The organism is Gilliamella sp. wkB292, assembly GCF_001690235.1.
GTDB lineage: Bacteria > Pseudomonadota > Gammaproteobacteria > Enterobacterales > Orbaceae > Gilliamella > Gilliamella apicola_F.
The window spans coordinates 58,272-70,115 of the sequence record NZ_LZGO01000068.1 but is presented as its reverse complement, the minus strand read 5'-3'; the positions used below and the strand labels follow the sequence as shown (position 1 = coordinate 70,115).

Genomic DNA, 11,844 nt, shown 5'->3' with positions numbered 1-11,844 from the left:
TATAATGAATATGCCAAAAAATATTAAAATCCCCGTTATATTTTTACTACTGCTTTTATTAGGATCAACATTAATTTATTTTGGTTCTCGAAACGACGCTGTATCGGTTGCCAAAAGCATTAAATCAGGTGTACTCACTGCTGATGAAATTAATGTCGCTTTCCAAAATGTTAGTGGTAAATTGTTAAAACGTACCGTCCAAGAATCACAACATGTGAAAAAAGGTGATGTTTTAATGGTACTGGAAGATACCGATACACAGCTTGCTATTGATCAACTTAAAGCAGTAATAGCAGGTCAAGAAGCGGCAATTAATCAAGAACAGGCCGCAATAAAAATTGCTGAAGATGAAACTAACCTATCAGAAGTATCAACGTGGCGAAATATTGAATCAACACAAGCTAATATTGATGCGGCAATTTCAGCAAGAGATTTTGCAAATACAGAATATGATCGCCACACCCAACTTCGTAAAACGGGTGGTGCATCACAATCGCAATTAGACAGTACGCGTAATACTTATATTTCAACTAAGATGAGTGTTATCCAATTACAAAGTCAATTAGCTACATTAATGGTCGGTGCAACACCAGATCAAATAAAACAATTTGCTCAAACTAAAAATGCTACCGGCATGACTTTACAATCGATTATTAATGCGCGTCATAATATTGAAAATCGTCAAAATCAATTAGCACAATTGCGTGCACAATTAGCACAATCACAAGCAGAATTAAAACAACTTGAGATCAATTATCAACGATTAACCCTTACCGCGCCAGAAGATGGAAAAGTCTTAAAACTGATGTATGAAGAAGGGGAATTAGTTCCTACTGGCGCACCAGCAGTGCTGTTAGAAACTGATCGTCAATATGTTGATATTTATGTCAATGAAAAGATGGTTAACGATTTCCAACCAGGTACTAGCGTAAGTGCTAATGTAATTGCGCTTGATAAAACAGTTAAAGGCAAGGTTAGATTTGCGACTGCGGCGCCGTCTTTTGCTGATTTACGCATGACTCGAGAAAGAGGACAAGCCGACTTAACATCTTATCAAGTTAGAATTTATGTTGATCCTATCCCACACTTATTAACGGGCATGACATTAGAGGTCGATCGATAATGCAAAACATGATTAAATCTATGCTTGAAGAGCTTGATGCTATGCTGTCCGGTCACTTTATACCTTATTATAAAGTAGCGATCGGTTTAGCGGCAATTGTTGCACTCATTTTTTCGCTCGTTCTTAGTCATGGAGCCGTGTTTGAAGGTAAAATTGCGGTAATTGATCTTGATGGTTCAAAATATTCCACTGAATTAATTAGTAAAGTGAACACTTCACCTTATATCCAAGTTGCTGAAGTGATAAGATCGCCGGTTAATCCGATTACCCTAGTGTCACACGATCGTAATTTGGGGGTGTTATATATTCCTAAAGGCTTAGAAAAAAGTTTAAAAAAAGGCGATCAGACCGTTCGTTTAGGTTATTTTGCTGATGACACCAATGACGCGCAAAATGCTAAAGTGTTACAAAGCCTGAATGAATATATACCTGAATCAGGTGCTGAGCTAAGTGTTAGTCGTGTTTCTGCGTTAGGATTAGGTCGTGAAGGCACTGAGGCTGCATTATCACCAATGCAAATCAAAACACGGTATATGTTTAACCCAGCAAGTTCTTCGACCATATCGACCATTATTTATTTTGTCTACTTTTTTTCTTCTTTAACTTATGGTTTAACATCGTTAATGATCATAGGTCGCCTAAAAGTAACAGGCATGTGGCAAACGGTGTTAGAGCGAGGTTTTATGCCATTATTGGCAAGAACAGTACCTTATGCACTATTTTATACAACAGGGCTAACTTTAATTACGGCTATATTAGTAATATTTGGACAATTACGCTTTGATGGTAATTATTTTGCTTTTGTGCCGAGTATTTTTATGACAGGACTTGCTTTTGGCTGGTTAGGTTTATTGCTATCTTGGAACACCAACAACCCAGGTGAAGGTGCTAGTCGTATGATCTTTTTGGTACCACCTGGGTTTATCATGGGAGGATCAACCATGGCCGTAGGTATCATGCCAATATGGGCTTATTATATCAGTCATGCCTTTCCTTTAGTGTGGCTTTTTCGCTTTTTCCGAGATTTTGCCATGCGAGGACGTTCATTAATTGATATGTTAGCAACATATGGCATGTTTATTATCTATCTAACCATTATTGCTTTTGTCGTCATGATGGTGATTAATCATGTTAGAAAGAAAACAGGTATTGAAAATGTAAACCAGATAAAAGATTATTAGTTAAAATACACTAAAATTTTATACTGAAACGCATTTATTTTCTTAACGTTTTTACAAAATTGGGTACTGTTTATTCTTTATAATTTAGATATTGTTAATTTTGGTGATAACGTGTTAACCCAAAAGGGGATAATCTGTCCCCTCTTAAATCTCAATTCAAATACGACAATAATAAAATGCTTTTTGTACTATATTCTGGTCAACATATTAATATATAGTCGTTGGCAAGATATCTGTATTGCCATTTTGATCTATAAACAAACGGAACACTTTTCTTTCGCCATTGTTAAGGGTAAATTCACGTTCACGACGAGGTGCATTGAAACTACACAATCCCTTTCCTTGTATTGATGCGCCAACTAAAATGTTTCCACTAGGTGCATACAATGAAACATACTCTTTTGTTTCTAGCTTTGCTGCCTCGTTACCATTAATGAATACATTAATATAACAGCCACTACCGACAAAGCCTTTATCTCTTATTAATACCAAATTGGCATAATTATCGACTCTATTGTCAAATCCTAGAATTCTCTCTTTTGGGGCATACTTAGCTTCACTCAATAAAGTCGGAGTAGTTGAGCAACCAGCAAGAAAGCTGATAATTAACAATGCAATAATTAACTTTTTCATTTTCTTCCCTAAATCACTTATTTTTCGTAATGTCATGTGATTTTATTGATTTAAATAATAAGATTCAAACATAATCGCTTCAATAAAACGGTCAATGAACCAATTGCATCAAAAACTAGAAAATTGCAAAATAAATTTCTGACAGAAATTTTAAGGAACCTTATGTGTTTAAGTATAAAAACATTTAGTATTACTCTATAATTCGGGATAATACATAAAGGAGGGTTACAGACAATATGTCCTTAATGTTACGTAGGAATGTTAAAGCATCCTGCATCAAATATCTCTTTAAAATTATTACTAAAACGATAAAAACCCTAAACATCAAGTGTTTACAATTTGAAATCAAAAAAAGTCCCTTATAGATATAAAAAATAAAGTCACCGCATTATCCTTTTAACCCAGATACAATATTTGTAATAACAAAATAGTTTTGCATAAACAATCCACAATCTAAATAACCACAAATACACGCTTTTTAAAAACATTCATATTTATATGAAAAGATAAAACTTGTGATCAAGATCACTCCGCTAATCGAAATAGACTATATTGTAAATAGGTCAAATTGTTTTCTTTTACCTCTTATCAACAATTACCTAACAGCCTAAATTTACTAATAATATTCTATTTTTTGTTTTCTCCTATTTTTTCACGCCTTTCGTTTAATTTAAAAAAGAAAGCAATATGTACCGTTATTTTCATAAAAGCATTTTGTGACTTATCTATCATTTTCATTGTCTTTCGTGTGTTTAAATTTAATAACTTAATGAAAGCAATGTGAATGAACGTGTTATGAATGATGAAATGATGACCACACTGCAACGCCGAGAAAAAATAATTCATTTACTTGATAACCAAAATACAGTTTCGGTTAATAAGTTGAGTAAATTATTTAAAGTATCAACAGTGACTATTCGTAATGATTTACGTCATTTAGAAGATAAAGGCTGCGTGTTACGCTGTTATGGTGGTGCTATATTAAATAAGGCTTTTGCCTTTGATAAACCACTGTTAGATAAAAGCCGCATCAACTCAAACATAAAAAATAAAATAGCCCAAAAAGCTGCTGAGCTAGTACAAGATGGCGATCGTATTATCCTTGATTCTGGCTCAACAACAGCAGCCATGGTGCCATATTTGTATAAAAAACAAAACCTAATTGTTTTTACCAACGCTATCAATATTGCTTACGACTTATCAACCAATACTGATATTGATGTGATTATTGCTGGTGGCAATATTAGAAAAAAAGCCTACTCGATTTCAGGTCCTACTGTTGAAGAGCAACTAAAAATGTTTCACTTCAATAAGCTCTTTTTAGGCGTTGATGGATTTGACTTAAATGCGGGGATAACAACACCTAATTTTGCTGAAGCTGTTGTTAATCGAATAATGTGTCAAGTATCAAGCGACATTATTGCTATTACCGATTCGACCAAATTTGGTCGTAAAAGTTTTTGTATGATCGAAAAGATCAATTGTATTAATACGCTAATTACTGATTCAAAAATTCCAAAAGACTACTTAACGCAATTACATACATTAGGCATCAATGTCGTTATTGCAGATTCATAAACGACTTTATTTTTATCAAAACAAATTAATCACTAAACAGGGTTCTTATTATGCAACAATACTTTAATTATTCACTAGATTGGTTAACACAACGTAATGCACAACATACCGCTAAAGAAATTTGGCAACAACCACAAATTTGGCGCGAAGTTCTTGAACTAATTCAGCAAAAACAACCTGAACTACAACAATTTTTGCAACCTATACTGGCTGATGCCAATTCAGATATCATTTTAACTGGCGCTGGTTCATCTGCTTTTGGTGGTGTTGCACTTGCCCCTTGGCTTCGTGAACATACCCACCGCAACTTTTTTGCCTATGGCACAACCGAAATTGTCGCAGATCCACTACAATACCTACGCCCTAATAAAAAAACCTTAATCATATCCTTTGCGCGTTCAGGAAACAGTCCTGAAAGTGTGGCAACAGTTCAACTTGCTGATCAATTAGTGGCAGATTGTTATCACCTTTTTATAACTTGTAATCCTAATAGTGCTTTAACCCAATATGCAGCTAAAGCCAACAATAGCAAACGAATTTTTGAGCTCATTATGCCAGAAGGTACCAATGATTTAAGCTTTGCTATGACATCGAGTATTAGCAGTATGATGCTAGCAACATTACTGATTTTTGGTAATTTTGATAACCAAACAACTATCGATGCTGTTAATAAAATTGCTGATATAGCAGAACAAAAATTGATAAATTGGCAGAATATAACTAAACAATTAGCGGCAAAATCACATCAACGAGTGATCTATGTTGGTAGCAGCTGTTTTACCGGACTTGCTCAAGAATCAGCATTAAAAATTTTAGAACTCACTGCCGGCAAAATAGCCAGCCGTTTTGACTCAATACTTGGGCTTCGCCATGGTCCTAAATTTATGGTAGATAAACAAAGTCTTGTTATTTGTTTATGTTCGAATGATGCCTATATACACAAATATGATAACGATTTATTTAATGAGTTAGTTCACGATCATATCGCTACCGATGTTCTAGCCCTGTGTGGCAAAAACAATAACACCGCAAATGTATTATCGATTAATAGTGATCTGGCTGATTGTTGGCTACTCTTCCCTTATCTTATTTTTGCCCAAATGCTCGCTTTTGAAAAATCATTAAGTTGTGGCTTAACACCCGATAATCCATGTCCTACTGGCGAAGTAAACAGGGTTGTAAAAGGTGTGACTATTTATCCATTTAATCGAGTCTAAACGGTAATTATTTAATATCAAACCACTAGGGAGGGAATCAGTATGGGTACGCCAAATATTCTAATGACACGCATAGATAATCGTTTAGTCCATGGTCAAGTCGGAGTCACTTGGGTAAATGCACTTGGTGCTAATTTATTATTAGTTGCCAATGACAGTGCTGCACAAGATCCAGTCCAACAAAACCTTATGGATATGGTTATCGCTGAAGGTATTCAAACGCGTTATTTTACTTTGCAAAAAACGATCGACATCATCGGCAAAGCCGCCGAACGTCAAAAAATTTTTATTGTTTGTAAAACACCACAAGATGTTCTTACGCTAGTAAAAGGTGGCGTACCTATCAAATTTGTCAATGTCGGTAATATGCATTTTTCAGAAGGGAAAAAACAGATACATAAAACGGTATCGGTTGACGAAAGTGATATTGCCGCATTTAAAGAACTTTACCAATTGGGTGTAACTTGCGAAATTCGCCGAGTGCCCGATGAGTCTGGTGAAAAAATTTCAGATTTACTCAACTTTTGTTAATAACAGGGAGCACTATATGTTAATCGATGCGTTATTAATTGGGCTATTAGCAGGTATTGCTGGCGTTGATCTGTTTGATGGACTCACGCATTTACATAGACCGGTTGTTATTGGTCCTTTAGTCGGTCTAATTTTGGGTGATGTCACAACAGGTTTATATGTTGGCGGTTCATTGGAATTGGTCTGGATGGGGATGGTACCGTTAGCCGGTGCACAACCACCAAATGTGGTCATTGGTGGTGTAATTGGTACCACATTTGCCGTTTTAACTCATGCCGATCCTAAAGTAGCGATTGGAATTGCTGTACCATTTGCTATCGCGGTACAAGGTTGCATTACTATTTTATTTACTATCTACTCACCAATGATGCATAAATGCGACAAATTTGTCGATCAACTTAACTTCAAAGGTATTGAATGGGTCAACTACTTAGGAATGATTATATTATTTTGTTTCTATTTTATTGTCGCATTTTTACCTATCTATTTTGGTGCAGATGCAGCTACTGAGTTAGTCAAAAAATCACCACAATGGTTACTTGATGGGTTAAGTATTGCCGGTGGTATGATGCCTGCAATTGGCTTTGCCATGTTAATGAAAATTATGATGAAAAAAACTTATATTGCTTATTTTATTCTCGGTTTTCTTGGCGTGACCTTTTTAAAATTACCTATTTTGGCAATTGCATTAGGTGCACTCGCCATTGCAATGATCGATTTCTTTAATTATAGCCGTGATAACAATCAAAGTAACAAGCCAGCCGGCTCAATGGAGGTGGAAGATGGGATTTAATAACGATAGTGAAAGCCAAATGGCACAAAAAGCAGAAAAGCGTATGGAACAAGCGTTAGCTACCAGCAAAGTATCGACCGATACCTACAGTGATCAAAGCCAAAATATCACCTTAACGAAAAGTGATATCAATCGTATGGCATTTCGATCACTTGCATTACAAGCTTCATTCAATTATGAACGTATGCAAGCGGGCGGCTGGCTATTTACAATTTTACCTGCATTACGAAAAATTCATAAAAATAAAGATGATCTAAAAAATTCAATGCATATGCATATGGAATTTATTAATGTCCACCCTTTTGATGCGACATTCTTGTCTGGACTGGTATTAGCCATGGAAAAAGGCAAAGAAAATATTTCAACCATCCGAGCAGTTAAAGTTGCATTAATGGGGCCTTTAGGCGGTATAGGTGACGCATTATTCTGGCTAACACTGTTACCTATTTGTGCAGGAATTGGGGCATCATTAGCATTAGAAGGTAGCTTATTTGGACCGATTATCTTTCTATTGATGTTTAACGTAGTACACTTTGGATTACGTTTTGGCCTTGCTCACTACGGTTATCGGGCTGGTATCAGCACTTTACCATTATTAAAAACTCACACTAAACGTATTTCGCATGCTGCATCAATAGTTGGTATGACCGTTATTGGTGCTTTAGTTGCCTCGTATGTACATTTAGCCACACCGCTAGAAATTAATGCAGGACAGGCACATATTGCACTACAAACCGATGTACTGGATAAATTAATGCCCAATCTATTACCGTTAGGATTTACATTAATGGTTTATTCACTCATGAAACGTAACTTTTCACCGGTTAAATTAATTGGTTTAACTGTAGTAATTGGTGTTTTAGGTAAATTAGTTGGTTTTTTATAAAGGACAAATTATGATAGGTGTGATATTAACCGGTCACGGTAGCTTTGCTACCGGCCTTTTTCAGGCAGCAACACAAATTATTGGCGAGCAAATACAATTTAGCGCAGTTGATTTTCCTGATGGGATGAGTAGTGAACAACTTGAACAACAGCTCAAAGCATCATTAAAATCAAACGATAACGGTGAAGGCGTCATTTTTTTGACCGACATTGTTGGTGGCTCTCCTTTTAAACTATCGGCTACGCTTAGCTTCGAGTTTGAGAAAATAGAGGTTATTAGTGGTATTAATATGCCGCTATTATTAGAAATATTGTTACAACGCGATGAATTGGATTTGCAAACCTTACGTTTAAAAATTGTTGAAAATGCCGATAAAAGTATCAGTAGTTTATGGCATGAACAACAAAAAAAATCAACTTATGAGAAGGAATGTTCAGATGGCATCTAAGCAAATTCATGCAAAACAAGTTTTAACGCCTATTGGTTGGTTAGAAAATGCCATTATCACTATTGAAAAAGATAGAATCACCAATATTGAGCTTAGTGATAAACCGAGTATCAATGAGATTAAGGTATTACCAGCACTAATTGATACCCATATTCATGGCGTAATGGGTGCAGATACGATGGATGCAACGCATACCGCTCTTGATACCATGAGTCGTTTTCTAGCACAGCGTGGCGTAGGTGCTTTTTTAGCAACGACGGTAACGGAAAGTCATGAAAAAATTGAAGCCGCTTTAATACAGGTAAAAAATAGTATTAAACAAGGGGTATCTGGAGCGACCTTACTTGGGTCATATCTAGAAGGACCTTTTTTTACCCCAACACATAAAGGCGCACACCCACAAGAGCTTCTACATGCACCCAATCAATCACTCATTGAAAAATGGTTAAAACTTGCAGAAGGGACATTAAAGTGCATCGCTTTAGCACCTGAATATCCTGAATCGATAGCGATAATCAAATGGCTATCTAGCCAAAAAATTCGTGTCATGCTAGGACATACTAATGCAGACTATTCAACCACTAAAGCGGCACTGTTGGCCGGCGCAAGTGGCGTAGTACATTGTTATAATGGGATGTCAGGTCTACAGCATCGTAATCCCGGTGTTGTTGGAGCAGCACTCAGCATTGATAATTGCCAAGCAGAAATCATTGTTGATGGTCATCATGTACATCCCGCAGCTGTTGCCATTGCTCACAAATGTTGTGGTAAAAATTTATTACTCATCACTGATGCTATGCGAGCAACCGGTATGCCTAATGGAGATTATCAATTAGGCAAATTAGTCGTACATATGCAAGATAATGTTGTACGCACCGATGAAGGAAGTCTTGCTGGAAGTGTATTAACGCTAGATCGTGCTGTTAACAATTTTGCTAAATTTACAGATATTTGTTTTGAACAAGCATGGCTACATGCTAGCTATTACCCAGCAAAAGCATTAGGTATTGATGAGGATTTAGGTAGTATTTCCATCAATAAATTAGCTAATTTAGTCTTACTTAATAAGCAAAATGAACTAGTTGCAACTATTGTTAATGGTAAAGTGGTATATAAATCAGATGAATATGATGATCATTATTTTTGCTAAATGCTGAACAAAGCATGATTATGATCACTAAACCACACCTAAAGGATAGTTTTATGCTATAACCAAAAGAGTATGACAATGTTATAACTCTCGTTTTTAAATGACATAAAAGGAGGTCATATGAAACAAATCCTATTTAAAGGAATATTAGGTTTAACAGCATTGTTGTCATTTTCAACATATGCAACAGATACGCTGGATGATTATACTTTAGAACAAGTGGTCGTATTTAGCCGTCATGGTTTACGTGCACCATTAGCCAGTCCAACAAGTACACTAGGGAAAGTCACGCCAAACCAATGGCCACAATGGGATACGCCAGCGAGTTATTTGACAATACGCGGCGGTGTGTTAGAAACATACTTTGGTCACTATTTTAGCCAATGGCTTGTGGATAATAAATTATTAAATGCCGATACTTGCCCAACTGAAAAAGATGTTTACATTTATACCAACAGCCTTCAACGAACAATTGCGACCGGACAATATTTTGCGGTTGGTGCTTTTCCTGGCTGCATAGTGCCTATTATTCATAAAGAAAAACTCGGTACGATGGATCCACTGTTTTTCCCTGTTATTCGAGATGATAGTCCTGAATTTAAACAAGCTGCGATTAATTCAATTAATCAAAATGCAGATTCTAATGGTATTGACGGGTTAAATAAAAAGCTAAATAAAGCCTATCGAGACATGGCTAATGTCATCAATTATCCAAAATCAAAAGATTGTTTAAACAACAAACAATGTGACTTTATTGCTTTACCAACACAATTGATCATCGAAAAAGGTAAAGAGCCTGGTATTACTGGACCACTACGAACAGGAACATCCATTGCCGATGCCTTTATATTACAATACTACGAAGGAGTACCTTTAGCAAAAGTAGCTTGGGGCAAAATAAAAAATGAGCAACAATTTAAACAGCTTGTTGCCATTAAAGAAGATTATAATAAGGTTCTGTTTGGCTCACCTGTTGTGGCAAAACACGTCGCTGCAAATTTAGTCAATTACATTAATCAAGCATTCACTGAAAATGACTCAACTATAAAGTTTACTTTTTTAGTAGGGCATGACTCCAATGTAGCTTCTTTATTTTCAACAATGCAGATTCAACCTTATAACTTACCAAACCAGTTTGAAACAACACCTATTGGCGGCAAAGTGGTATTTGAAAAATGGCGAAACAACAGTAGTGGTGAAAAATTTATTAAAATTGAGTATTTTTATCAATCTACAGATCAAATTCGCAATTTATCACCATTGAATCGTGATAATCCACCACAAAAAGTCACCTTAAACATGACAAAATGCCCAACAAATGCAATGGGACTTTGCTCATTCACCACCTTCAAACAAGTGATGGATGATATCAGCAAATAGTGTTATTTATTAATAGTAAGCAAAAACTGTTAAATGCGTTTTATGCTTACTATCCATTATGTTTATCTAAGGTTATTCAGCATTAATTTTTGAAATCACAATGTCAGTTGGCATAACTTTTTTAATGATTAATTCATCAAAATTATTAATGTTCAATGCAACGTTTGCCTGAGCACAATTCAGTAAATTAACACCAATAACTTGGCATTTAGCATTAAAAGCAGATTGTATTCCTGCAGTCGAATCTTCAAAAACAATACATTGCTCAGCAAGTAACCCAAGTGCTTTTGCGCCTTGTAAGTAACCGTCCGGAGCAGGTTTAGTATTTGCAACCATTTCACCCGTGATGAAAACGGGTGGTTTAGCTACGCCAAGCAGGTTGAATCGAGATTCAGCAACAATTTTAGTGCCAGAAGTCACAATGCCCCAAGGTATATTTTGCGATGATAACAACTGTAAAAATTTACTTGCACCTGGTATTTCACCTATGCCATCTAAGTCTTGTGATTCTAATTGCTCCATCCAGTTAAACTCTTGTTTTATCTCTTCATTAGGTTTATCCGGTAAAAAAAGCTTTATATTGTCAATCGCTTTACGCCCATGAATCGAAGTCAACACATAATCATGATTTAGATGATGACGCTTGGCAAATTTTAACCAACAACGCTCAACTGCTAATAACGAGTTAACTAATGTCCCATCTAAATCAAAAAGAAGTCCTTTAGCTTGCATATTATAATTTTCCTGTACGACTACATTGAATTTACTGTTCTATCGATTTTGACATTAACTGATTTCCGTTTAACGCAAATAACGTCAATCAATCACTTTTTGCCACACCTGTATAGAGACTCATTAAACATTCAATCTCAACACAACAATAAGCTGCTGATATTGTCGCAAGTATTACAAAAGGTTGCGATT

12 protein-coding genes are annotated in these 11,844 nt (G+C 35.8%); 10 read left to right on the top strand and 2 right to left on the bottom strand.

Annotated features, from left to right (window positions below; genetic code table 11):
- Positions 1-4: 4 nt before the first annotated feature.
- Positions 5-1,123, top strand: a complete 1,119-nt coding sequence (locus A9G09_RS08970; RefSeq protein WP_065634490.1) for an HlyD family secretion protein — start codon at positions 5-7, stop codon at positions 1,121-1,123.
- Positions 1,123-2,304, top strand: coding sequence for an ABC transporter permease (locus A9G09_RS08965; RefSeq protein ID WP_065634489.1), 1,182 nt, complete (start codon positions 1,123-1,125; stop codon positions 2,302-2,304). The genes A9G09_RS08970 and A9G09_RS08965 overlap by 1 nt, the downstream gene beginning before the upstream one ends.
- A 207-nt stretch (positions 2,305-2,511) precedes the next feature.
- On the opposite strand, the gene A9G09_RS13025 is transcribed toward A9G09_RS08965, so the two are convergent.
- The gene (locus A9G09_RS13025; RefSeq protein WP_065634488.1) at positions 2,512-2,937 is read right to left on the bottom strand and encodes a hypothetical protein; all 426 of its coding nucleotides are present in this window, start codon (positions 2,935-2,937) and stop codon (positions 2,512-2,514) included.
- 807 nt (positions 2,938-3,744) lie between these two features.
- Between A9G09_RS13025 and agaR the strand changes: the two genes are divergently transcribed.
- The 8 genes from agaR to agp all read left to right on the top strand — a co-directional run bounded on the left by agaR (position 3,745) and on the right by agp (position 10,920).
- A complete protein-coding gene (gene agaR / locus A9G09_RS08955; RefSeq protein ID WP_065634544.1) occupies positions 3,745-4,515 on the top strand; it encodes a transcriptional repressor AgaR in 771 nt (256 codons plus the stop codon).
- Positions 4,516-4,565: 50 nt separating this feature from the next.
- Positions 4,566-5,732 carry an SIS domain-containing protein gene (locus A9G09_RS08950; protein ID WP_065634487.1) on the top strand — a complete coding sequence of 389 codons (1,167 nt, stop codon included), beginning with the start codon at positions 4,566-4,568 and terminating at the stop codon, positions 5,730-5,732.
- Positions 5,733-5,774: 42 nt separating this feature from the next.
- Positions 5,775-6,263 carry a PTS N-acetylgalactosamine transporter subunit IIB gene (gene agaV / locus A9G09_RS08945; protein WP_065634486.1) on the top strand — a complete coding sequence of 163 codons (489 nt, stop codon included), beginning with the start codon at positions 5,775-5,777 and terminating at the stop codon, positions 6,261-6,263.
- A 16-nt stretch (positions 6,264-6,279) separates the two neighbouring features.
- The gene (agaW, locus tag A9G09_RS08940) at positions 6,280-7,056 is read left to right on the top strand and encodes a PTS N-acetylgalactosamine transporter subunit IIC (RefSeq protein ID WP_065634485.1); all 777 of its coding nucleotides are present in this window, start codon (positions 6,280-6,282) and stop codon (positions 7,054-7,056) included.
- Positions 7,046-7,942, top strand: coding sequence for a PTS system mannose/fructose/sorbose family transporter subunit IID (locus tag A9G09_RS08935; RefSeq protein WP_065634484.1), 897 nt, complete (start codon positions 7,046-7,048; stop codon positions 7,940-7,942). The genes agaW and A9G09_RS08935 overlap by 11 nt, the downstream gene beginning before the upstream one ends.
- Before the next feature lie 10 nt (positions 7,943-7,952).
- Positions 7,953-8,390 carry a PTS galactosamine/N-acetylgalactosamine transporter subunit IIA gene (agaF, locus tag A9G09_RS08930; protein WP_065634543.1) on the top strand — a complete coding sequence of 146 codons (438 nt, stop codon included), beginning with the start codon at positions 7,953-7,955 and terminating at the stop codon, positions 8,388-8,390.
- Positions 8,380-9,540, top strand: a complete 1,161-nt coding sequence (gene nagA / locus A9G09_RS08925) for an N-acetylglucosamine-6-phosphate deacetylase (RefSeq protein ID WP_065634483.1) — start codon at positions 8,380-8,382, stop codon at positions 9,538-9,540. Before agaF ends, nagA begins: the two co-directional genes overlap by 11 nt.
- Positions 9,541-9,660: 120 nt before the next feature.
- On the top strand, positions 9,661-10,920 hold the full coding sequence (agp, locus tag A9G09_RS08920; RefSeq protein WP_065634482.1) for a bifunctional glucose-1-phosphatase/inositol phosphatase: 1,260 nt from the start codon (positions 9,661-9,663) through the stop codon (positions 10,918-10,920).
- Between the two features lie 72 nt (positions 10,921-10,992).
- Here the strand turns inward: agp and A9G09_RS08915 are convergent, their stop codons facing one another.
- Complete coding sequence (locus A9G09_RS08915) at positions 10,993-11,652, bottom strand: HAD-IA family hydrolase (RefSeq protein ID WP_065634481.1); 660 nt, start codon at positions 11,650-11,652, stop codon at positions 10,993-10,995.
- Between the last annotated feature and the right edge of the window lie 192 nt (positions 11,653-11,844).

What these genes read in the sequence shown, in the direction of transcription:
- A9G09_RS08970 (WP_065634490.1), top strand. Translation starts at nt 5, where the DNA reads ATGAATATGCCAAAAAATATTAAAATCCCCGTTATATTTTTACTACTG.
- A9G09_RS08965 (WP_065634489.1), top strand. Translation starts at nt 1,123, where the DNA reads ATGCAAAACATGATTAAATCTATGCTTGAAGAGCTTGATGCTATGCTG.
- A9G09_RS13025 (WP_065634488.1), bottom strand. Translation starts at nt 2,937, where the DNA reads ATGAAAAAGTTAATTATTGCATTGTTAATTATCAGCTTTCTTGCTGGT.
- agaR (WP_065634544.1), top strand. Translation starts at nt 3,745, where the DNA reads ATGATGACCACACTGCAACGCCGAGAAAAAATAATTCATTTACTTGAT.
- A9G09_RS08950 (WP_065634487.1), top strand. Translation starts at nt 4,566, where the DNA reads ATGCAACAATACTTTAATTATTCACTAGATTGGTTAACACAACGTAAT.
- agaV (WP_065634486.1), top strand. Translation starts at nt 5,775, where the DNA reads ATGGGTACGCCAAATATTCTAATGACACGCATAGATAATCGTTTAGTC.
- agaW (WP_065634485.1), top strand. Translation starts at nt 6,280, where the DNA reads ATGTTAATCGATGCGTTATTAATTGGGCTATTAGCAGGTATTGCTGGC.
- A9G09_RS08935 (WP_065634484.1), top strand. Translation starts at nt 7,046, where the DNA reads ATGGGATTTAATAACGATAGTGAAAGCCAAATGGCACAAAAAGCAGAA.
- agaF (WP_065634543.1), top strand. Translation starts at nt 7,953, where the DNA reads ATGATAGGTGTGATATTAACCGGTCACGGTAGCTTTGCTACCGGCCTT.
- nagA (WP_065634483.1), top strand. Translation starts at nt 8,380, where the DNA reads ATGGCATCTAAGCAAATTCATGCAAAACAAGTTTTAACGCCTATTGGT.
- agp (WP_065634482.1), top strand. Translation starts at nt 9,661, where the DNA reads ATGAAACAAATCCTATTTAAAGGAATATTAGGTTTAACAGCATTGTTG.
- A9G09_RS08915 (WP_065634481.1), bottom strand. Translation starts at nt 11,652, where the DNA reads ATGCAAGCTAAAGGACTTCTTTTTGATTTAGATGGGACATTAGTTAAC.